22 protein-coding genes are annotated in these 21,390 nt (G+C 65.2%); 13 read left to right on the top strand and 9 right to left on the bottom strand.

Translation table 11 applies throughout. The features are described from left to right. The first annotated feature begins 9 nt into the window (after positions 1-9). The 3 genes from AB5Y98_RS14290 to AB5Y98_RS14280 all read left to right on the top strand — a co-directional run bounded on the left by AB5Y98_RS14290 (position 10) and on the right by AB5Y98_RS14280 (position 4,222). On the top strand, positions 10-267 hold the full coding sequence (locus tag AB5Y98_RS14290) for a DUF2442 domain-containing protein (protein ID WP_010635292.1): 258 nt from the start codon (positions 10-12) through the stop codon (positions 265-267). Between the two features lie 245 nt (positions 268-512). Continuing rightward, on the top strand, positions 513-2,480 hold the full coding sequence (locus AB5Y98_RS14285; RefSeq protein WP_368232137.1) for a TonB-dependent copper receptor: 1,968 nt from the start codon (positions 513-515) through the stop codon (positions 2,478-2,480). A gap of 125 nt (positions 2,481-2,605) precedes the next feature. Beyond that, the gene (locus tag AB5Y98_RS14280; RefSeq protein ID WP_368232136.1) at positions 2,606-4,222 is read left to right on the top strand and encodes an alpha-amylase family glycosyl hydrolase; all 1,617 of its coding nucleotides are present in this window, start codon (positions 2,606-2,608) and stop codon (positions 4,220-4,222) included. Positions 4,223-4,272: 50 nt separating this feature from the next. Here AB5Y98_RS14280 and AB5Y98_RS14275 read toward each other — a convergent pair whose 3' ends face one another. Both AB5Y98_RS14275 and AB5Y98_RS14270 read right to left on the bottom strand, forming a co-directional pair. Continuing rightward, entirely contained in the window at positions 4,273-4,800 is a 528-nt protein-coding gene (locus tag AB5Y98_RS14275) for an MgtC/SapB family protein (protein ID WP_368232135.1), read from the bottom strand. A 24-nt stretch (positions 4,801-4,824) separates the two neighbouring features. After that, positions 4,825-6,267, bottom strand: coding sequence for a RimK family protein (locus tag AB5Y98_RS14270; protein WP_368232134.1), 1,443 nt, complete (start codon positions 6,265-6,267; stop codon positions 4,825-4,827). A 186-nt stretch (positions 6,268-6,453) separates the two neighbouring features. Here AB5Y98_RS14270 and AB5Y98_RS14265 point away from each other — a divergent pair, with 186 nt between their 5' ends. Genes AB5Y98_RS14265 through AB5Y98_RS14255 form a run of 3 tightly spaced genes read left to right on the top strand, consistent with a single transcriptional unit; the run spans position 6,454 to position 7,978 of the window. Beyond that, positions 6,454-6,933 (top strand): N-acetyltransferase, encoded by a 480-nt coding sequence (locus tag AB5Y98_RS14265; protein ID WP_024942143.1) that lies wholly within the window; start codon positions 6,454-6,456, stop codon positions 6,931-6,933. Continuing rightward, entirely contained in the window at positions 6,930-7,175 is a 246-nt protein-coding gene (locus tag AB5Y98_RS14260; RefSeq protein WP_005308310.1) for a DUF3624 domain-containing protein, read from the top strand. The genes AB5Y98_RS14265 and AB5Y98_RS14260 overlap by 4 nt, the downstream gene beginning before the upstream one ends. Positions 7,176-7,231: 56 nt before the next feature. Beyond that, complete coding sequence (locus tag AB5Y98_RS14255; RefSeq protein ID WP_025202295.1) at positions 7,232-7,978, top strand: SDR family oxidoreductase; 747 nt, start codon at positions 7,232-7,234, stop codon at positions 7,976-7,978. Between the two features lie 60 nt (positions 7,979-8,038). Here AB5Y98_RS14255 and AB5Y98_RS14250 read toward each other — a convergent pair whose 3' ends face one another. After that, the gene (locus tag AB5Y98_RS14250; protein ID WP_368232133.1) at positions 8,039-9,511 is read right to left on the bottom strand and encodes a C69 family dipeptidase; all 1,473 of its coding nucleotides are present in this window, start codon (positions 9,509-9,511) and stop codon (positions 8,039-8,041) included. Positions 9,512-9,976: 465 nt separating this feature from the next. On the opposite strand from AB5Y98_RS14250, the gene AB5Y98_RS14245 reads away from it, so the two are divergent. Together AB5Y98_RS14245 and AB5Y98_RS14240 are read left to right on the top strand one after the other, a co-directional pair. After that, positions 9,977-10,429, top strand: a complete 453-nt coding sequence (locus AB5Y98_RS14245; protein WP_005308316.1) for a hypothetical protein — start codon at positions 9,977-9,979, stop codon at positions 10,427-10,429. 167 nt (positions 10,430-10,596) lie between these two features. Further along, on the top strand, positions 10,597-11,772 hold the full coding sequence (locus AB5Y98_RS14240) for an iron-containing alcohol dehydrogenase (RefSeq protein WP_082038613.1): 1,176 nt from the start codon (positions 10,597-10,599) through the stop codon (positions 11,770-11,772). Between the two features lie 125 nt (positions 11,773-11,897). On the opposite strand, the gene AB5Y98_RS14235 is transcribed toward AB5Y98_RS14240, so the two are convergent. From AB5Y98_RS14235 to AB5Y98_RS14225, 3 genes are all read right to left on the bottom strand, one after another. Beyond that, on the bottom strand, positions 11,898-12,527 hold the full coding sequence (locus AB5Y98_RS14235) for a glutathione S-transferase family protein (RefSeq protein WP_206866316.1): 630 nt from the start codon (positions 12,525-12,527) through the stop codon (positions 11,898-11,900). Positions 12,528-12,635: 108 nt separating this feature from the next. Continuing rightward, a complete protein-coding gene (locus AB5Y98_RS14230; protein ID WP_017764595.1) occupies positions 12,636-13,904 on the bottom strand; it encodes an O-acetylhomoserine aminocarboxypropyltransferase/cysteine synthase family protein in 1,269 nt (422 codons plus the stop codon). Positions 13,905-14,034: 130 nt separating this feature from the next. Then, a complete protein-coding gene (locus AB5Y98_RS14225) occupies positions 14,035-14,211 on the bottom strand; it encodes a hypothetical protein (RefSeq protein WP_017764594.1) in 177 nt (58 codons plus the stop codon). A gap of 100 nt (positions 14,212-14,311) precedes the next feature. Here AB5Y98_RS14225 and sgrR point away from each other — a divergent pair, with 100 nt between their 5' ends. The 3 genes from sgrR to AB5Y98_RS14210 are packed head-to-tail and all read left to right on the top strand — an operon-like array spanning position 14,312 to position 17,221. Continuing rightward, positions 14,312-16,045, top strand: a complete 1,734-nt coding sequence (sgrR, locus tag AB5Y98_RS14220; RefSeq protein WP_368232132.1) for an HTH-type transcriptional regulator SgrR — start codon at positions 14,312-14,314, stop codon at positions 16,043-16,045. Between the two features lie 35 nt (positions 16,046-16,080). After that, on the top strand, positions 16,081-16,476 hold the full coding sequence (locus AB5Y98_RS14215; protein WP_010635278.1) for a thioesterase family protein: 396 nt from the start codon (positions 16,081-16,083) through the stop codon (positions 16,474-16,476). Positions 16,477-16,507: 31 nt separating this feature from the next. After that, positions 16,508-17,221, top strand: coding sequence for a hypothetical protein (locus AB5Y98_RS14210; RefSeq protein WP_368232131.1), 714 nt, complete (start codon positions 16,508-16,510; stop codon positions 17,219-17,221). Positions 17,222-17,285: 64 nt separating this feature from the next. Here the strand turns inward: AB5Y98_RS14210 and AB5Y98_RS14205 are convergent, their stop codons facing one another. Next, positions 17,286-18,029: a lipase secretion chaperone gene (locus AB5Y98_RS14205; RefSeq protein WP_368232130.1), complete on the bottom strand. Its 744-nt coding sequence runs from the start codon at positions 18,027-18,029 to the stop codon at positions 17,286-17,288. Then, positions 18,026-18,937, bottom strand: a complete 912-nt coding sequence (locus AB5Y98_RS14200) for an esterase/lipase family protein (protein WP_368232129.1) — start codon at positions 18,935-18,937, stop codon at positions 18,026-18,028. Before AB5Y98_RS14200 ends, AB5Y98_RS14205 begins: the two co-directional genes overlap by 4 nt. 291 nt (positions 18,938-19,228) lie before the next feature. Between AB5Y98_RS14200 and AB5Y98_RS14195 the strand changes: the two genes are divergently transcribed. Further along, a complete protein-coding gene (locus AB5Y98_RS14195) occupies positions 19,229-19,654 on the top strand; it encodes a hypothetical protein (RefSeq protein ID WP_368232194.1) in 426 nt (141 codons plus the stop codon). Between the two features lie 21 nt (positions 19,655-19,675). Then, positions 19,676-20,290 (top strand): superoxide dismutase, encoded by a 615-nt coding sequence (locus tag AB5Y98_RS14190; RefSeq protein ID WP_368232128.1) that lies wholly within the window; start codon positions 19,676-19,678, stop codon positions 20,288-20,290. A gap of 53 nt (positions 20,291-20,343) precedes the next feature. Here the strand turns inward: AB5Y98_RS14190 and AB5Y98_RS14185 are convergent, their stop codons facing one another. Next, positions 20,344-21,282: a vancomycin high temperature exclusion protein gene (locus AB5Y98_RS14185; protein ID WP_368232127.1), complete on the bottom strand. Its 939-nt coding sequence runs from the start codon at positions 21,280-21,282 to the stop codon at positions 20,344-20,346. Positions 21,283-21,390: the final 108 nt, after the last annotated feature.

Raw genomic sequence — 21,390 nt, 5'->3', positions numbered from 1 at the left:
GCCGAAGGGATGCCGGTCTTTATCGATGTGGAATATTTGCAGGGGTGGAGCCTGTTCGTGGTGCTCTCGGACGGTACCACGGGGGCGCTGGATCTCGCCCCCTGGCGCACCCAGCCGCTGTTTGCGGCGCTGGATTCGGAGCGGCGCTTCGCCCGGGTCTTCATCAATCGTCACCATCAGCTGGAGTGGCCCGCAGGCTGTACTCTGTCGGCTCATGAGGTCTATCACCTGATCAAGCCCATCGACGAGCGGGAGGCCTTCAGCTAACTCCCTGTTTTTGTGAGCCATCACAAGATTCCTGTAACGGGAATGTTTGAGCGTTTGCCTTCCTCACCCATTTTGGGTAAAACCTGCGCAACATTTTGCCAACCCTAGCCTGGTTTCGCTTCTCAGGGCTTGCCGCCACCGTGCCGCAGGCCTTTTTTGCAGCCTGACGGCAAACCTTCCAGCAGCTGAATGGTTTGGCAGTTGGAATTAAAACAACAAAATAAACAGAGAGATAAGGAAAGAGTATGGCTTGTCATATGCGCACCCCGCTGGCCCTGCTGGTGGGTGGTCTCGCCTGTCACGGCGCCGCCGGCCAAGAGCCGGTTCAGCAACTGGAACCCATGGTGGTGGTCGCCAGTCGCCCCGCCAGCACCCTGGAGGTGACCCTGGATCCCAAGAAACCGGGCTCCCCCATGCCGGCGGCCGACGGCGCCGGTTACCTCAAGAACGTCACCGGCATGAGCATGGTGCGCAAGGGGGGCCTGGGCGGCGATCCCGTGCTGCGGGGGATGGGCATGTCCCGCCTCAACGTGCAGATGGATGGCGGCATGCTGGCCGGCGGCTGCGGCGGCCGGATGGATCCACCCACCGCCTACGTCTTTCCCCAGTCCTTCGACCGGATCCGGGTGCTGAAGGGACCGCAATCCCTCGAGCAGGGGGCCACGCTGGCGGGGACCGTGCTGTTTGAGCGGGACAGGCCCGAGTTCACCGCCCCCGGCGTCAAGGCCGAGGCGTCGGCGCTCTATGGCAGCTTCGGGCGCGACGACCAGATGCTGGATGCCACCGTGGGGGCACCGCAGGGCTATCTGCGCGGCCAGTTCACCCACTCCGACAGCGATGACTATCGCGACGGCCACGGCGACAAGGTGCGTTCCTTCTACCGGCGCGAGAACGGCACCGCCCAGCTTGGCTGGACGCCCAGCGAGCACACCTGGCTCGAACTCACCGCCGAGCGCAGCAACGCCCGCGCCGCCTATGCGGATCGCACCATGGACGGCCCCATGTTCGATCGGGAGTCTTTCGGCCTCAAGCTCAGGCAGGAGCAGATCACCACCCACTGGCAGCGCAGCGAGCTGACCCTGTGGGACAACGACATCGACCACATCATGGACAACTTCAGCCTGCGCCCGAACAGCGGCATGAAGATGCTCTCCAACCCGGACCGGCGCAACACCGGCGGGCGCTGGGCCAACGACATCGCCCTGCCGGCCGACTGGCTGCTGACCGCCGGCATCGATGCCAACCGGGATCAGCACAGGGCCCGCAGCGGGGTGGATTACGCCAGCCAGCCGCGTCAGCGCACCCTGCGCTTCGAGCAGCAGGGGGGCTTTGCCGAGCTGGGCCGCCAGCAGGGGGCCCACAGCTACAAGGGGGGCTACCGGCAGGACAGGGTCGAGACCACCCGTTACGGCGCGGGGGATCAGACCCTCTACAGCGATACCCTGACCCTGGACAGCGGCTTTGGCCGCTACGAATACCAGTGGTCGCCGGCCTGGTCGAGCTATCTGGCCTGGGGTCAGGCCAAGCGGGCGCCGGACTACTGGGAGCGCAGCAAGGACAGCGTGCCCTTCACCCTCAACCCGGAGCGCAGCCGCCAGTGGGATGCGGGGCTGGCCCTGCGCAGCCGCGATCTGGACCTGACCCTCTCCCTGTTCAGCGCCGACATTCAGGACTATCTGCTCTACAACAACAAGTCGAACAAGGTGCGCAACATCGACGCCCAGACCCGCGGCGGTGAGCTGGAGGGGCGTTGGCAGTTTGCCGAGCAGTGGCGTCTCGATGGCGGCCTGGCGGTGGTCTACGGCGAAAACCGCAGTGACAACAAGCCGCTGGCCCAGATGCCGCCCCTCGATGGCAAGCTGGCGCTGGGCTGGCAGCCAGCCGAGGTGTGGAACCTGACCCTGCTGGGCCGCGCCGTGGCCACCCAGGATCGGGTGGATGTGGGTTCCGGCACCGTAGCCGGTCAGGATCAAGGGGAGACCCCGGGCTTCTTCACCATGAACCTGAGCGCCGCCTGGCAGTTCCACCCGGGCTGGCAGCTGTCGGCCGGGGTGGACAACCTGTTCGACACCTTTTACTACGAGCACCTCTCCAAGTCGGTGCACGCCAGTCAGGCCGGGCTGGGCTACGAGCAGGTAGGGCGCATCCCGGAGCCGGGCCGTGCCTACTGGCTCTCCCTCAGCTACCGCTTCGCCTCGGCCGGCGTGCTCTGAGCGGGGATTAGGTAACCGGCTGAATCAGGTAACGTTTTCAGTCACAGACCCGTGCGGGCTGGGCCGCTATCATGGCCCCAGTGCGGCGCTTTGGGCGTCGATACCACCACAGCGGGAACATAACAATGAAACAAGGAACGTTGCGTCGTGGCGGCCTCATCGGGGCCGCCCTGTTACTGACGGCTTGCGGCAGCGGAGGCGGGAGCGGTTCCAGCGAGCCCCAGCCCCCGGTTACCAACCCGCCGCCGGCCACCGCCAGCCGTGCCTGCTACGGCAATGACCAGCCGGCCTGCAACCTGCGCACCTATCAGGTGATGGTGGAGTCGTTCGTCGACGGCGACGGCAGCGGCAACTACGGCGTCGGCTACGGCCCCTCCCAGCACAACGGTGATCTGCAGGGGATCATCGACAGCCTGGATCACATCAAGAGCCTCAACGTCAATGCCATCTGGCTGACCCCGGTGTTCGACTCTTGCGCCGGGCAAGGCGGGGACGACAGACTGGATGCCACCGGCTACTTCGCCTGCGACTTCTTCAACGTGGACCCCAACTTCGGCAGCAACGCCCAGCTTAAAAAATTGGTGGACGGGGCGCATCAGCGCGGTCTCTACGTCTTCCTCGATGGGGTGTTTGGCCACGTCAACAAGGTGGGGGTGAGCAAGCCTTCGCCCGAGGGACGGCTGCCCGCCCTCAAGAGCGGTGGCGCCGGCTACCCGGGCCAGCTGGTGGATTACAGCCAGCCCGAGAGCCAGGCCTACTTCAAGGAGGTGGCCCGCTACTGGGTCGAGCAGTACGGCATCGACGGCTGGCGCCTCGATCAGGCCTATCAGCTCGATCTTGACGACTGGCGCGCCATTCGCAGCGAGGTGGAGCGGGCCAGCGCGGTGCGCAAGGCTGCCGGCCAGCAGTGGGGCACCCTCGGCTATATGGTCGGGGAAGTGTGGAAAGGGGCCGACGAGATCCGCGCCCAGGCGTACGGGCCGAGCGACAATCCGGCGCTCTCCTCGGCGTTCGACTTCCCGCTGCGCTACGGCCTGGTGCAGGCACTGGCGGTGGAGGAGTCCGGCAAGGGCGGGCAGGGGGCCAGCGTGCTCGATGCCAGCTGGAACAAGGTGGAGAACTACCCGGACCACGCCATGCCCAACCTGATGCTGGGCAATCACGATCTGGTGCGCTTCGGCGATCTGCTGGAGCGTGGCAACTTCAATCCGGCGGACTACTGGCAGCGCCACAAGGCGGCTTTCAGCTTCCTGGCGGCCCGCTCCGGCCCCATCACCCTCTACTACGGCGAGGAGTTTGGCGACGAGGTGCCTGGCTTTGCCCAGCAGGTGGGGGGCGACTGCGCCGCCCAGGGGCTCTGTGACGATCACGTGGCCCGCAGCGATGGCAAGGTGCCTGGTGTCACCGGCTTCGTGCCGAACACTGAGCAGAGCGAGCTGAAACAGTGGCTCAGCCAGCTGCTGGCTCTGCGCGCCGCCCACCCCGCCCTCTATCAGGGGGAGCGGGTCAAGCTGGTGGCCGAGGGCAGCGTCTATGGTGACATCAAGCAGACGGCGGGCGAGCAAGTAGTCTACCTGCTCAACGTCTCCACCACGCCCCAGAGCTATGCGGTGCCGGCCAGCAAGTTGCGCAGTGGCAGCGCCCTGGTGGATCTGCAGAGCGGCGAGCGCCTGGCCATCGGTGGCAGCAGCGTGACGGTGGACTTGCCGCCCCTCACCGGCCGCTTCCTGCTGGTGCGCTGAGGCTGGTAAACAACAAGGGCTCCTTAATGGAGCCCTTGTTCATTGGGACGTTACTTCTCGATGCCGCTGCCGAGCTCGTCCTGATGGGGATCGGCCCGGCCGTTGCCGTGCCGCCAGCTCTCCAGCCGGTTGTGTACCCCGCGGCGCAGGCCTTTGAAGCTGGTCTCCAGGTAGTCCACCCCCACCAGGATGGAGAGAGTGACGCCGGTGAGCAGCAGCGCCTGGCGCAGCATCTGCATGCCGATGAGGGCGCCGAGGGCCGCCAGCATCCAGACGGTGGCGGCGGAGGTGACCCCCAGAACCTGGCCATCCCGGGTCATCATCACCCCGGCGCCGAGAAAGCCGATGCCGGTGATGAGCTGGCCTAGCACCCGCGCCTGATCGGCGCTCTGGGGGCTGACGGCGGCACCGATGGCAAGAAAACAGTAGGTGCCGAGGATGATGAGCGAGGAGGTACGGATGCCGACCGGCTTGCCGCGCAGCTGCCGCTCCAGCCCCACCAGGGTGCCGCACACCAGACAGACCAGGATGTTCTCCCAGCCAAGGGGCGCTATGTCCCACCAATCAGTCGTCATCATATCCACCTCTGCTCTCGATGCTTGTTATCCGGCCGCGCTCTGCCCCCGGTTCTCCAGCCGCTGGCGGAAGGCCCGGGCGAGACGCTCGTAGAGGTCCTTTGCCTCTCTGTCCTCAATATCGCCACGTATCCAGGGATTGTCGATGATTTCCAGCAGCACGCAGTCACGCCCCTGCTGGCGCAGGTCGACCCCGAACAGGCCGTTGCCGAGCTGATGCACGGCGCGGCGGGCGGTCTGCAACACCCGCTCCGGCACCTCGTTGAGCGGCAACGCCTCGATGCGGCTCATGTCGAGGGGGTGTTTGCGGCGGCGGATACGATTGCCGGGTTCGGGGCGGAAGCGGCGGCAGGCAAACAGCGGCGAGCCGTCGAGAAAGCCGATGCGCCAGTCAAACTCGGCGGGGATCCGGCTCTGCACCAGCAGCAAGGCGGAGCGCCCCAGCCCTTCGTCCAGCAGGCGAGCCAGCTGCTGCTCGTCGCTGGCCATGGCCAGATCGCGCCCCTGCGCCCCGTCGGGTACCTTCACCATCAGCGGCAGGCCGAGCCGCTGCACCAGTTCGTCCACGTGGTGGCGGCCGCGGCGGGTCACCACCATGGTGGGGGGCATGGGCACGCCGCTGCGCACCATCAGCTCGTAGAGGTAGAGCTTGTTGCTGCAGGCGAGGATGGCGCGGGAGCTGTCGATCACCGGCATCTTGAGCTGCTCGGCGCGGCGGGCAAATTCGAAGGTGTAGTGGCCGACCGCCGTCTCGGAGCGCAGCCAGAGGGTGTCGAACTCCGGCAGCCGCTCGATGGCGGACGGCGCCAGGATCTCGGCCCGGATCCCCTGGGCCGCGGCCGCCTTGATGAAGCGCTCCAGCGCCAGCGCATCGCTGCTGGCACGACCGTCGTTGGGGTCGACCAGGATGGCGAGCTGGTAGAGCGGCGCCGCCTGCTCCTCGTCACCTGTACCTACCAGCGCTTGGGCGTGGTGCAGCATCAGCGTCTGCTCGCTTGGGCTCAGCTCCAGCGGCGACAGGCTCTGCTGCTGGCGCACCGACCAGCCGTGACGGCCACGCTTGAGGGTCAGCTCCTGCAGCGGCAGCTGGCTGAGGCCGTAGTAGTAGCGGGCCAGCCCCGCCAGCTCGCTCTGCTCGCACTGGCCGAAGATGGCGCGCACCCGGATCCGATCCTCGCTCTGCTGAGCCAGCCAGCCCTGCAGCTTGCGCCACAGCTTGGCCGGCGGCTGCTGGGGCTGAAGCTGGCTGATGGCTTGCAAACCCGGCAGGCAGTGGTGGCCGCGGGCCTGGGCCAGCAGCGAGCAGTAGTAGCCGGCACCGAGGTGCTCCAGATTGCGGCAGAGGTTGATGATGCGGGGACGGCCGCCGGTGGTAGGCACCCCGTGTTGCAGGTAGGTGCGGGCGGTCAGCAGATAATCGGCATGGCAAGGCCAGTCGCCCAGCTCTTCGACGATGACGTAGGTACTCATTTTTTCGGCTCCACAGATGAAACTGCCTTAAGCGGCAGGATCCCCAGTGGGCTTCGATGCACCGACAAGCACGACAATGGCGCGAGGGGAAACAAGAGGTTACAGTGCCTAATATGCCGCCTTGGTAACTTGTGATACAAGTCGCATTTTTGGTGATGAAGATAAATAACCGAACAAGGATTCCCCGTGTTGACCGTGCGCGCGGCCCGGACCGATGATCTGGGCGCCATCGTTAAGCTGGAACGCTACTGTTTTCCCCCCGAAGTCGCCTTTGGCCGCAGCCGCTGGCACTATCTGCTGACCCAGGCCAAGGGGCGCACCCTGCTGGTGCTGGACCAGCAGGAGCAGCTGATGGGCTACCTCTGTTTGCTGGAGCACAGGGGCTGGGATCGGCTGATCATCCAGACCCTCGCCATCCGCTGGACTATCCGCCGCCAGGGCTGGGCCCGCCGCCTGCTGGAGCAGGTGATCCGGGAGGGCAAAGAGGCCGGCTGGGGGGCGATCCGGCTGGAGGTGGGCGATGCCAATGAAGAGGCGCAGGCCCTCTATCGCGGGCTGGGTTTTCGGCCAAGGCAGAAGCTGCTGGATTATTATGGCCACGGTCAGCATGCCCACCGGCTAGTGCTGCCGCTGGCCGGAGAGAGGAGAGAAGAGGAGAGGGGATGAGCTGCGACAACTGCCTCGCCACCGCCATCAGGGCCAAGCTGGGGCGCTGCCCAGTCTGCGCCGGCCAGACCTTCGCCATCGGCCTGGTCGGCTGGCTGGTCTGGTGGTGGTGTGGCGCCGACACCTCGGTCAATGCCCTCACCGGCCTGCTGTTCGCGTTGGGGGGCTCGGGCCTGTTCCTGCTCCACCTGCTGGTGTTCATCTGGCGCAAGGCGAGCGGGCGTGAATTGAGCGATGAATAGATCAGATTGATTTCAAACAGATAAATAACAATAGCGCTGTAGAAATGGAGGTTCAGATGATTGCAATGGTAACGGGCGCCTCGTCCGGTTTTGGTGAATCCATCAGCCGTCAGCTGGTGCAGGCGGGCTACAAGGTGATCGGCACCGGCCGCCGCGGCGAACGGCTGGCCGCGCTGGCCGACGAGCTGGGCGCCCAGTTCCTGCCGCTGGTGTTCGACGTGCAGGACAAGGCGGCCACCCGCGCCGCCATCGACGGGCTGCCGGCCGAGTGGCGCGAGGTGGATCTGCTGGTCAACAACGCCGGGTTGGCGCTGGGGCTGGAGCCGGCCCACAAGGCAGACCTTGAGGACTGGGAGCAGATGATCGCCACCAACATCAGCGGCCTGACCCTGCTCACCCGCCTGCTGCTGCCGGGCATGGTGACGCGCAATCGCGGTCACGTCATCAACATCGGCTCCATCGCCGGCACCTACCCCTATCCGGGCGGCAACGTCTACGGCGCCACCAAGGCGTTCGTGAAGCAGTTCAGCCTCAACCTGCGCGCCGATCTGGCGGGCACCGCCATCCGTGTCACCAACGTGGAGCCGGGTCTGTGCGGCGGCACCGAGTTCTCCAACGTGCGCTTCCACGGTGACGACGCCAAGGCGGCCACCGTCTATCAGGGCGTGCAGGCGATCCAGCCGGAAGACATCGCCAATACCGTGCTCTGGATCAGCCAGCAGCCGGCTCACGTCAACATCAACAGCATTGAGATCATGCCGGTGGCGCAGACCTTCGGCCCGCTTCATATCAGCCGTCGCTGATGGCTGCTGCGGATGAAATAAGAGAGGCTCCCAAGGGAGCCTCTCTGTTTTGGGGCCTGTTTACAGGCTCATGATCTTCTTGAACTCCTCCGGCGAATACTTCTGCTCGGTGCGCTTGGTGAGATCCGTCATCAGCTTGTAGCGCAACTCTTTGGCCATCTGATAGCTCTTCTCCAGCTGGCCATAGGAGTAGTCGGATGCCAGCCCGATGGCGGTGGCCTTGTCGCCGGCATAGGCCTGCTTCAGGCTCTGGTCGAGCAGAGCCACCTCCTTGTAGAGCTTGCTGCTCTCCTTGCTCCAGACACCGCGCAGCAGCGGCAGGTATTTGTCCGGATCGGCGCTGGCCAGCGCGGTCAGGCTGCGGAACTGCCAGTAGGCGGAATCATCGGAGTAGCTGTCGCTGCCGGTGCGGTAGGGCAGGGGATAGGACTCCAGGGTGTTGTAGAGCGGCACCATCACGGATTCGGCCAGCACGCCGTAGCTCTGCCAGATGAGCCCCTGCAGCTCTTTGGGCATCTCCTTGCGCAGCTGGATGACGTGGGATTCGAGCTGGCGATCGATGCGGATCGGCCGCTCTGCCTTGCCCGCCAGTGGCGTACCCTCATAGGTGGCGCTCAGCAACCTGGCCACGTCCGGCACGGCGATGGGGGCATCCGGCTTCATGAAGAGCGGGTACTGCGCCTGCCGGGTTGGCTGCTTGTGAGAGGCCGTCAGCATTTTCTGGCCGAGCCACTCCCGATCCACGTTGTAGGGGTCGGCAATCACCCCGAATGCCTTGGCGAAGTTGAACTCTTTCGGGTCGGCGTTATCCAGCAGTTTGTGCTCGCGCACAAACTCCAGCAGTCTGGGCGAGTGCAGCACGTCGGCGCCGTCGAGATCGACGCCGTGGATGCGCAGGCCGTTGGCCACCATGGCGTAGCTGTCGTCCGGCACCCGCACTGCGATCCAGTGGTGGCCGGAGCCGATCTCCATCAGCCAGGACTCGTTCACATCCGCCAGATAGAGGCTGTTGCCCTCACCGGCGCCATATTGCTCCACATAGCGGCCGAGCAGCTCGACCCCCTCTTTGGCCGTCCTGGCCTGCGGCAGGATCAGGGTCGGAATGATGGCCTCGATGACCCCCTTCTCAATCAGTGGATCGGCCTTCTGGGCCTTGTCGTTGACCTCGGCACTGGTGGTGGCCGAGATGGCGACGTTGGCCTCGTTGATGCCGCGCTCCTCGTAATACTTGCCGTCCGGGTCGCTGCCGGCGGCATCCCAGTCACGGATGGCGGAGTAGGCCAAGAAGGCTTTGGGCATCGGCACTTCCAGCCCGTTGCCCAGTTTCCAGGTCTTGCCCTCGTTTTGCTGCGCGGGCCGGAAGGCCAGGTATTTGTTCCAGTTGTTGACGCCAAAATCCTCGTTTCTGGCGATCATCACGCTGCCATCGGCACTGGCGCCCTTGCCGACGATGAGGCCGGTACAGGCGTCGGCACTGGTGCCAAGCAGGGTGAGCAGGGTGGCGGAGAGAAGACTCAAGGTGTGTTTTTTCATAGTTATGCCCGAAAGGTTGCGGTGGATGCGCGTCAGGGGGCGGGAGAAGCGGCCGGGAGTGACCGGACTGGGTCGGGGATCCGACGGTAGACAGGTCTGCATCTGCTTGATTTCGCAAACATATCATCCATAACGCTGCTTGCTTGCCCGATGGTGCGCCAAAATTGTATGCCTCACTGGTTGTTTGTTTTGTGATCGACAAGGCGTTCCTGCTGTTTATGTGGCGAGGAGTTTTATAGGTAGTTGTATGTGTCGGAAATCGGGATAAAAGCAGCGGATGAGTCATGATTCTGACGCCACATCAGGTCCGTGACCGGCGGCAGGCTTGCCACGGTGGGGATCTCGTTCACCCTGACAAGTTGGCCTGCAACTTGCTGGTTTTATTGCCAATGATGGGGCCAGGCGCCTCATACCATCGAATCAGCGACCTCGTCATGCCGGTTTGGCATGCAGACTGGAGCCCCCATGGATATCAAACCCTACAGCCAGCAGCTTGCCCAGAGCGCCTCCAACAATCGCGCCCTCGCGACCCTCAGCAGCGCCGACAGCGGTCAGGGTGGCGGCGGTTGGGAAGATCTGGTCAACCTCTCCTCCCAACGGATAACCGGCCAGGCCCAGCAGGCGCTGACCTATGAACACCTGGCCAAGAACAGCAAGCTGCCGCCGGCGCTCGACATGAGTTCCGACAAGGGGGGCGTGCTGCAGCAGCTGGTGGACAAGGCGCTCGGCTTTGATCGCAAGCAGTTCAACGAGATAGAAGAGAAGCTCAAGGCGATTGCCGACAACAAGCAGCTGAGCGCCGAGGAGCGGGCGGAGCAGAGCAAGCCGTTGAACGAGCAGCGGGACGCCATGCTGCAAGACGCCATGGACCGCCTCACCGGCAAGAAGAGCAGCAAGGAAGAGAGCAAGAGCGCCTGAGCAGCGGAATGACTCGAACGGCAATCCATGGTCAGCGGGGGCAAGCCCTTGCCCCCGCTGACCACAGTGGATGAGCGGCCCTGCCGGCAACCCGCATCCGCGGTGCAATGTGAGGGCGTGCCCGCGTTCTTTGACCTGTGGGGGCCACAGGCGCACAATCCCTCTGCATGCATTCAACCGAGGGCTCTGCCGTGTACAACTTCCAATATGCCAATCCCACCCGCGTCTGTTTCGGTGAAGGCCAGATCGCCAAACTGCCCGAACTGATCCCGGCCGGCAGCCGCCTGCTGGTGCTCTACGGCGGCGGCAGCATCAAGCAGAACGGGGTCTATGACCAGTTGACCCAGGCGCTGGCAGGCCGGGAGTGGCTGGAGTTCCCCGGCATCGGCGCCAATCCCCAGTACGACCAGCTGATGGAGGCGGTGGATCTGGTCAAGCGCGAGCGCATCGACTTCCTGCTGGCGGTGGGTGGCGGCTCAGTGGTGGACGGCAGCAAGTTCGTGGCCGCCGCGGCCCGCTTCGAGGGGGACGATCCCTGGGAGATCCTGCTGCACAAGGCCCCCATCAAGGCGGCGCTGCCGCTCGGCTGCGTGCTGACCCTGCCGGCCACCGGTTCGGAGAGCAACCCGGCCGCCGTGGTGAGCCGGGGGGAGGCGAAGCTCTCCTTCATGAACCCGCTGGTGCAGCCGGTGTTTGCGGTGCTGGATCCCACCACCACCTACAGCCTGCCGCCGCGCCAGGTGGGCAACGGGGTGGTGGATGCCTTCGTCCACATCCTCGAGCAGTACCTCACCTTCCCGGTGGGGGGCGAGGTGCAGGACCGGTTGGCGGAAGGCCTGCTGCAGGTGTTGGTGGACAACGGCCCGCGGGCGTTGGCGGAGCCCACCAACTACCAGGTGCGCGCCAATCTGATGTGGGCGGCCAGCCTGGCCCTCAACGGCCTTATCGGTCGCGGTGTGCCGCAGGACTGGTCCACCCACGCCATCGGTCACCAGCTCACCGCCCTGCACGGGCTGGATCATGCCCAGAGCCTGGCGGTGGTGCTGCCCTCCCTGCTGCGCGAACAAGCGGCCCAGAAGCAGGAGAAGCTGGCCCAGTTCGCCGAACGGGTGTGGCACTCCAGCCGCGAGGACAAGGCGCTGCGCATCGAGGAGGCGATCATCCGCACCGAGCAGTTCTTCCAGCAGATGGGGGTGGGTACCCGCCTCGCCGACTATGGCCTGGATGCGCGCTGCATCCCGGGGATCTGCTCCAACCTCAAGCTGTTCGGCCTGACCGCGCTCGGGGAGCAGCAGGACATAGATCCCGACAAGGTAGCCAGGATCCTCTCCCACGCGCTGTAAGTCATCCTGGCAACCATAGTGGCGCGGATCCTCTCCCACGCCCTCTGCTTACCGGCTGACCAACGGAAAAGAAAACGCCCCGATCATAGTGGCGTTTTGCATGGTGGCGCCGGGCGCTTGGCCACTTATCCGGCGCTGCGGTCCAGCTCGCGCTCCAGCGCCGCCGCCTTCTGGCGGGCCGGATGAGTGTTGAGGCGCTGCCAGTAGGCCTGCAAATGCGGGAACTGGGTCAGCTGTCCGCTTTGCGCCAGCAGATCCACCAGGAAGGAGTTCAGGATGTCGGCGCCGGTGAGGCGATCGGCCACCAGATAGCGGCGGCTTGCCAGCACCTCATCGAGATAGCCCAGCACCTTGGCGCACTCGGCTTTGGCGTAGTCCGGCAGGAAGCGCATCGGGCTGCCGTCCTTGCGCACGAACATGTCGAGCAGCAGCGGCAGAATGCCGGAGCTCTCGGCGAAGTGGAGCCACTGCAGGTACTCGGCATAGTCCGGACTGTCGGCGGCCGGCGCCAGCCGATCCGGGGCGTGGCGGGCGATCAGGTATTCGGTGATGGCACCGGATTCTGCCAGCACCCGGCCGTCAAACTCGATGACCGGCGACTTGCCGAGGGGGTGGACGGCCTTGAGCTCGGGCGGTGCCAGAAAAGTGGCGGCATCGCGCTGGTAGGCCTTGATCTCATAGGGCAGGCCCAGCTCTTCGAGCAGCCAGATGATGCGCTGGGAGCGGGATTTGTTCAGGTGGTGCAGGACTATCATGAATACCTCGACGCAGTGACAAGAAGCGGTAGTACGCAGCGGCGCGGCGACGGGTTCACCGCTGCAGCTAAAAAAAGCGGGCTGATGCCCGCTCCCGCACCGTTTGCGTCAGGCCTCCAGCGCCTGATCCAGATCCGCCAGTATGTCCTCGATGGCCTCGATCCCCACCGACAGCCGGATCATCTCAGGTTTCACCCCGGCCTTGGCCTGCTCCTCTTCGCTGAGCTGGCGATGGGTGGTGGAGGCGGGGTGGCAGGCCAGCGACTTGGCGTCGCCGATGTTGACCAGCCGCTTGAAGATCTTGAGCGCATCGTAGAAGCGCACGCCCGCCTCATAGCCCTCCTTCAGGCCGAACGAGAGGATGGCCGAGGGGCGGCCGGCCATGTACTTCTCCGCCAGCAGGTAGTGGGGGTGACCCGGCAGCCCGGCGTAGCTGACCCAGGCCACCTTGGGGTGATGCTTGAGGTGGTGGGCCACCTGCAGGGCGTTGTCCACGTGGCGCTCCATGCGCAGGCTCAGAGTCTCCAGCCCCTGCAGCAGCAGGAAGGCGTTCATCGGCGCCAGCGCCGCGCCGGTATTGCGCAGCGGCACGGTGCGCACCCGCCCGATGAAGGCGGCCGGACCAAAGGCCTCGGTGTAGACCACCCCGTGATAGGAGGGCTCAGGCTGGGTCAATTGGGGGAAACGCTCGGCATGATCCGCCCAGGGGAACTTGCCCGAGTCGACCACCACGCCCCCCAGCGAGTTGCCGTGGCCGCCGACATATTTGGTCAGGCTGTGCACCACGATATCGGCGCCGTGCTCGATGGGTTTGCACAAGACCGGGGTGGCGACCGTATTGTCGACGATGAGCGGCACGCCGCGGGCGTGGGCCACTTTGGCCAGGGCGGCTATGTCCACTATGTTGCCGGCCGGGTTGCCGATGCTCTCGCAGTAGACCGCCTTGGTCTTGTCGTCGATGAGGGCGGCGATGGCCTCGGCGCTGTCATCCTTGGCGAAGCGCACCTCGACCCCGAAGCTTGGCAGCATGTGGGCGAACAAGGTGTAGGTGCCGCCATAGAGCTGGGGGGTGGAGACGATATTGTCGCCGGCGGCGGTCAGCGCCTGGATGGCATAGGTGATGGCGGCGGAACCCGCCGAGACCACTAGGCCAGCAATGCCCCCTTCCAGCGCGGCCATGCGCTGCTCCAGCACATCGTTGGTGGGGTTCATGATGCGGGTGTAGATGTTGCCAGGCACCGCCAGGTTGAACAGATCCGCCCCGTGCTGGGCGCTCTCGAACTCGTAGGCCACCGTCTGGTAGATGGGCACGGCAACGGCCTTGGTGGTGGGGTCGTTGGCAAAGCCGTGGTGCAGGGCCAGGGTCGCATCTTTCATCACACACTCCTTGTTGGATGTTGCTGGATAGCAGTCATAGATGGATAGACGTCCAATCTATCAGGCCCTTGGCCGATGTAAACCATCAGATCCGGCAAAGCAATCTCGTCGGGGCGTGAGGGAGGCCGGCTCAGAGGCGGCGGCGATACTCCTTGTCGTCGATCTGGTGCATGTCCCACTGCATCAGACGGTTGAGCTGGCTCATGGGATCCTCGATCAGCGGCAGCGGGCGGGGCAGGATCCGCTTGAAGTAACGGCGCAGGATCTGCTGGATCCGGTTCGGTTTGATGGGGTTGGCGTGGCTCATGATGGGGCTCCTGTGCTGTGGTTCTCACGTTCGCCAGCAGTATTGAGCTAAAATGCGGAAGTAAAAACTGATGACTTTCAGCACAAGGATTTCCTCTTTTATGCCCACCAGCCGCCTCTACCAGCAATTCCAACGGCTCGCCCAGCAGCTCGGCTGCGACGAGCGGGAAATAAGCCTCGCCGAGGTGGCGGATCTGCTCTGCTGTACCCCGCGCAACGCTCGCCTGCTGCTGCGCCGCATGCAAGAGCAGGGCTGGCTCGGCTGGTCTGCCGAGGCCGGACGGGGGCGGCGCTCCCGCCTCACCCTGCTGGACAACCAGGAGAGCCTGACCAGGCGCCGACTGCGGGAGCTGCTGAGCCAGGGCCAGCTGGCGCAGGCGGTGCGGCTGGCGGAAGATCGCCTCGATCTGCTCACTCCGCTGCTTATTGAACAGCTCGGCCAGGCCACCCGGGCAGGACGCCAGATCCTGCGGGTGCCCTACTACCGGCCACTGCCCCAGCTGCTGCCCACCGGCCCGCTGCGCCGCTCCGAAATCCACTTGAGCCGCCAGCTCTTCAACGGCCTGACCCGGCGAAATGAGGAAAATGGGGAAATCGAGGGGGATCTCGCCCACCACTGGGAGTGCCTCGGCCCCTGCCACTGGCGCTTCTACCTGAGGCCGGCGGTGCGCTTTCACCACGGCCGCGAGCTGGTGGTGGAGGACGTGACGGAGAGCCTGCAGAGCCTGCGGGATCGTCCGCTGTTCGCCCATCTGGCACGGCTGGAGAGCCCCTGGCCGCGCACCCTGGATCTGCACCTCGACAGCCCGGATCCCCTGCTGCCCCACCTGCTGGCCGAGCCGGTGGCCGTCATCCTGCCGCGCGAGCTCAAGGGGGAGGCGGGCTTTGCCCTGCAGCCGGTGGGCACCGGCCCCTATCGGGTGACCGCCAACGATCCCATGCACCTGTGCCTGGAGGCATTCGACGACTACTTCGGTCTGCGCGCCCTGCTCGACGAGATCGACATCTGGATGCTGCCGGAGCTGGCGGAGCGGCTGGAAAGCCACCTGCAGCTGGGGCGTGACAGCCCGGAGCTCGGCACCATGCGTGGTGAGTCCGAGCTGGAATCCGGCTGCTACTTCCTGCTGCAGGATGAGCGCTCCGGTGCCCTGCAGGATCCCGCCCTGCGCCAGTGGCTGGCCGGCCTGCTCAACCCCATCGCCCTGATGGCGCGGGTCGCCCCCGAGCTGCAGCGGGGCTGGACCAGCGCGCTCGGTCTCTTGCCCCACTGGCGGGAGGCGCAGCCGGCCCCGTTGCCGGCGCCGGCCAGGCGGCCACGTCAGCTGGTGCTGGCCTGCTTCAACCAGCACCTGGAGTTCAACGAGTGTGCCAACGCCATGGGCAGCCTGCTGGCCGAGCAGGGCATCGAGCTCGAGGTACGCACCCTGGATTACGGCCGCTGGGTGAGCGGGGCGGACGAGGACGTGGATCTCTGGCTCGGTACCCTCAACCTGGAGCACGAACACGCCTTTGCCCCCTATGCCTGGTTGCAGGGGACCCCGCTGCTGCGCAAGGTGTGGGGCGGCCAGCATGGCCTGTGGCAGGGGCTGACGCAGTGGCGTGCCAGCGGCGAGGAGCCGGGGCCGCGGGCGCTGCTGGCAAATGTGCAGCGGCGGGGCTGGTTTGTGCCGCTGTTTCACCACTGGCTGGAGCTGGAGAGCCGGGTCGGCGTGCACGGAGTGCGGATGACGGCGCTCGGCTGGTTCGATTTTCGCAGCGCCTGGCTGCGCCCGGAGCTGGCGGTCGGCGCCGGCGATACGACGGGGGAGCTTGAGTCCAGAGGCGGGCCGCGTTAGCCTGAGCGCGGTCCAACGACAAGGAGTCGATATCCATGCTGGAAATGCAGATCCAACCCCGTTTTCAAGAGACAGATGCCCTCGGCCACATCAACAATACGGTGCCGGCGGTCTGGTTTGAATCGGCCCGCGACCCGCTGTTTCGCATCTTCTCCCCCGAGCTGGATGTGCACAACTGGCATCTGATCATCGCGGGCTACACGGTTCAGTTCAAACGGGAGCTGTTCTACGGCCAGCAGGTATTGATCAAAACCGGGGTCCGCCGCATCGGTTCCAGCTCCTTCACGCTCTGGCAGGAAGCCTGGCAGGAGGGCGAGCTGGCGGTGACCGCCGAAACCACCCTGATCCATTTTGACTACCAGTCCCGCCAGTCCATCCCCCTGGGCGATCGCCACCGGGAGGAGCTGCGGGTCTGGCTGATAGAAAGCTAACCTTGGCCCTTCGGCCAATCACAGGACATTTATGCGCACTACCGTGATCGCCCTGAGCCTCGGCCTGGGACTGGGGCTCTGCTCCCTGCCTTCGATGGCGGCCTCCCTCGCCGAGCAGTTCTCCCTGATGGAAAAGGGGGCCGAGAGCGCCCTCGATACCCGTCTGTTCAGCCACGACGGCATAGACATCAAGGCCTGGGTGGATGGCGCTCCCGTCATCATCGCCGTGCCCATCATGAACGAGCAGGGCAAGCAGGAAGGGGAGAGCCGTTACTACTTTAAGGGCGGCAAGTTGTTCGGGGTGAAGGAGCCCGCCGCCCAGTTCGCCTTTGACGACGGCGGCAAGCTGACCCGGTGGCTGGACGAGAAGGGACAGCCCGCCGAGTTCGTCAGCAAGATGAGCATGCAGCAGCGGGAAGTCTGGCTCACCAAACGGGCGGCCGAGCTGGGCCAACTGTTTGCACCGAGCGCCGCCGAACAGAAGGTGGCCAAGGGGGGCGTCAAGCTCAAGGGGGCGGAGCTGGCCCACTGGCTCTGCAACGGCAAGCTGATGGCGCTGGCCGGGGGGGACAAGGTGACCTTCGAGCCGGCCAAGCTCAAGAGCCACGCCGAGGGCATCGAGGGGGAAGTCTCCCTGCGCCGTGACAAGGGGTGGCAGGATCTGAGCCTCAAGTGCGAGGTACAGGGTACCCAGGTGACCCGCCTCACCTGGCAGCCGCTGCCGGAGGCCAACAAGCCGCAGTAGTACGGTTGCAGCAAAGCAAGGGGCCCAGATGTGGGCCCCTTGCTTATTTTGGTTATTTTGGCGGTTACTCACCCAGCCTGAGCCGGGTGAGGGCTTCCACCCGTCGCCACTGGCCGGGCTCGAACCAGCGCGCCAGGATCTCCGGCTGCTGTTCGGCCCGCCGCTCGGCGGGTAGAGGTTTGAGTTCGGCCAGATAGCCGGCCAGCTGCTGCTCGAACCCCTGCTGACTCTCCGCCAGCTGATGCAGCCGGTCCGCCGCCTCCGGCCCCAGCTGCTCGCGCAGCATTGTGTCGCGCTCGGCCGCGGGCAGCCGCTCCAGACTCTGCAGATCGCCGAGCAGGCGGCTGTTGGCCTCCGCCTCCCGAAACCACTGGGGCTGCTCCGCCAGCCAGAGCTCGAGCTCGCTCGCCAACAGCGGCTTGTCGGCATCGCTGGCCTCCGCCAGCGCCTTGCGGCGCAGAGTCCACTGCTCCATCAGCCGATCCTCGGCAAACAGCTGCTCCTGCTCGGCCGGGGTGAAGCTCTGCTGGCGCAACTGCTCGCGCTCGTCGAACAGCACCTGCAGGCTGGCCAGGCCCGGATCGGTCGGCACCGTCAGGCTGCTTTCGGCGGCAAGAAAGGCCTCATAGCGAGCCTGCAGCGAGTGATCAGCGGACGAGGAGACGGCCTGCCGGGCCAGGGGGGAGCTCGGTCCTGCCTCTTGCGCCAAGGGGGCGGCCGAGTCGGGGCGCGGGGCGGGCCACAGCTGCCAACCCCCCAGCAGCAGGGCCGCTCCCAGCGGAGCGGCCATCAACCAGGCCTTGTTCATAGCCCCAGACCCTGCAGGCGGTTGGCGTGCTGGCGATAGAGGCCGACCGGGTCGGTTTCGAACAGGTGGCGAATGCCGAACGACTGGTTCACCTCGTCCAGATGGTTCATCCGGTAATCGGTGCCGATCACCTTGCCGAGGTGGCTGCTGCACACTCCGACCAGGCCGTCGTTGGGCTCCTTGAAGAAGCTGCCGGTCAGCGCCAGCGCCGGATCCACCGGATCCAGGATGTTGGTCATGGTGCCGCGCCCGCTCCAGGAGAAGTAGTAGACCCCGTTGGCGGCTTGCATGGGCCCTTCGCCGCAATACTGGCTGGGCAGCCCTTCCGGATAGCGCTGGTTGAAGCGCTGGGCACCGGCGCTGGTGAGGGCGTCGAGGGCGGCGAGGGGATCCTGAGGCAGCTGGCTGCCCCCGGAGAGCAGCGAGATGACCCCGGACAGGGCCGAGGCGGCGGCCACCGCCAGCTTCTCGGCCACCGAGCCCGGTGCCACATGGGCGCGCACCAGATCGGCGATCTCCGAGCCGTAGTTGACCCCGCCCACGCTGGTGGCGGAGGCGACCAGATCGGGAGCGACCGAGGCGACGTAGCGAATGGTGGGGCCGCCGTGGGAGTGGCCGATGAGGTTCACCTTCTCCGCCCCGGTGATGGCGAGCACCTGCTGTACCTGCTTGAGCAGCTGCTCACCGCGCAGTTCCGAGCTCTGGGTGGCGGAGACCTGGGCCACGTAGACCCTGGCGCCATCCCGGGTCAGGGCCTGGGGGATGCCGTAGAAGTAATCGACCCCGAGCAGCTTGTCGAAGCCGAACAGGCCGTGCACCAGCACTATGGGGTAGCGGGTCTGGGTATAACCTGCCGCCTGGCCCAGCATGGGCAGGGCGCACAACAGCACCAATAGCCATTTTTTCATCTTGTCCATCCTTGTGAAGAGAGACTGCCGCAGCGGCAGCCACCGGCATCATGCCGATACCGACCAGCATGGCGGAACGGAACGTTTGCATCTGTGCAAATGATCACCAAACAGACAGATTCAAAAAAGCCCTACCCATATGGGCAGGGCTGTTGGCTGTGCCGGCACAACTATCCCTTGTGTTCGCCCCTTACATAAGTTAAATAATAATTATTATCATTTGCGGTGTTGGAGCCTATGTCGGCAAGCTGGGTAAGAGGTTGGGCAGGGACGGGGGAGAGCGACAGCAGCATGGTGCACTGGAAGGTGCAGACCATGAGCGGCAACCGCCATTTCGATGCTGGTGAGCACGGCAAGGCGCTCTCCTGCTATCAGCAGGCGCTGTGGCTGGCCCGCCAGCAGTTTGCCGACTGGCACGATGTGGACGAGGCGGTGGCCGCGCTGGTGGTGGCCCACCACAACCTGGCGGATCTGCTGGTGGCGATGGCGCTGCCGGATCGGGCCGCCGACCTGCTGTGTCACATCCACGACTGCCTGCTCGCCACCAGCCAGTCCCCCGCCAGCTCCGCTGCCCTGCGGGATGCCGCCCTGCGCCACACCCGCAGCACCCATACCGAGTTGCTCGCCTTCGTGCGCAAGCACGGCAGCCACGACGGCATCCGCCGCTGCCTCGGCCAGTGTCTGTGCCAGACCGAGCCAGCCCCGCAACTGCATTAATCACAATAAACAGAGGTGACCATGAGCCATACCCTGCCTGCCCTTGCCTATGCCTACGACGCACTGGAACCCCATATCGACGCGCTGACCATGGAGATCCATCACAGTCGCCATCACCAGACTTACATCAACAACCTCAATGCGGCGCTGGCCGATCACCCCGAACTGGCGGCGTTGCCGGTGGAGGAGCTGCTTGCCCGCTTCGACAGCCTGCCTGCCAAAGTGCAGGGGGCGGTGCGCAATCACGGTGGCGGTCACGCCAACCACAGCCTGTTCTGGCGGGTGATGAGTCCCCAGGGCGGTGGCGAGCCGGCCGGCGAGCTGGCTGCGGCGATCGAACGGGATCTGGGCGGGTTTGAGTCCTTCAAACAGGCCTTTACCCAGGCCGCCCTGAGCCGTTTTGGCAGCGGCTGGGCCTGGCTGGTGGTCGATGGCAGCGGCAAGCTGCAGGTAGTGAGCAGCGCCAACCAGGACAGCCCCCTGCAGGATGGGCTGGTGCCCATCTTGGGGCTGGATGTGTGGGAGCACGCCTACTACCTCAAGTACCAGAACAAGCGCCCCGACTACATAGCCGCGTTTTACAAGGTGATCGACTGGAACGAGGTGGCACGGAGCTACGCCGAGGCGCTGGCCTGAACGCTGGAAATACCAAGCCCAATAAAAGAGACCCGCCTGATGGCGGGTCTCTTTTATTGGGGGGTCTGCACGCTGCTGGTTGGCGTGGCCGCGCTGGCGGCAGCCGGAGTTTCTAAGGGAGTGGCTTCGCTCGGCACGGCGGCGCTGGTGGCCAAGGCACCGCTGGTTGGCGTTGCTGCACTGGTGGCGGTTGCAGCGCTCACCACCGCTGCCGGCTTGGCCTTCGGCTGATGAGAGGGCGGCTTGATGGGCAGGCAGGGCTGACTCGCCCCTATGGTGCTCAACGCCTGGCAGGGAACCGGGCCGCCGATGACGATGGGCTCGCCGAGGAACTTGGGCCCCTTGTCCAGCACGTAGAGGTCGAGCAGCCCCATCAGGCGGGCGAACACCTCGCGTACCCGGGTCTTGATGCCCTGATAGGCGCTGGGATCCACGGCGTTGAAGCCGACCGCCTCAATACCGAAATGGCGGGCGATGAAGATGGCGCGCTCGTTGTGAAAGGCCTGCGAGACCACGGTGAAGTGGGCCTGGCCGAACACCTCCTTGGCCCGCACGATGGAGTCCAGAGTCCGAAAGCCGGCGTAGTCGCTATAGATGGCGCTGGCCGGAATGCCGGCTTGGATCAGGGCCCGCCGCATCTGGCGCGGTTCGTTGTACTGCACGGTGGCGTTGTCGCCGGAGACCAGGATGTAGTCCACCTTGCCGTTGTTGTAGAGCTCGGCGGCGGCCTTGATCCGGTATTTGAAGTAGTGGTTCGGGCTGCCGCCAATCAGGTATTTGGAGGTGCCGAGCACCAGGGCGACCCGGTTGTAGGGCACCGCATTGACGTCGTCATAGGTGTAGTGACGGGCGTCCGAGACGGTCCACTCGCTGTAGCCAAGCAGGGCGGCGGCAGAGGCCAGCAACAGGCAGAGGCAGGCGAGCAGGATCTTGGCAAACTTCTTCATGCGCGGTGCGGTTCGGGTCTGAAGTAAGAGATGACAGGAGGTCATTCTATTACAAGTTGCCGCCGCGCGTCAGGCTTGATGACCGCAGATGGCGTCACTCGGGCAGAGGTTGTCGCATGGCGGGAGTGGCTAACTGATTGATCCTGTGCCGCT

Origin of the sequence: Aeromonas sp. s3, assembly GCF_040907805.1 — a bacterium.
GTDB lineage: Bacteria > Pseudomonadota > Gammaproteobacteria > Enterobacterales > Aeromonadaceae > Aeromonas > Aeromonas dhakensis.
This window is presented reverse-complemented; position numbering and strand designations above follow the sequence as displayed.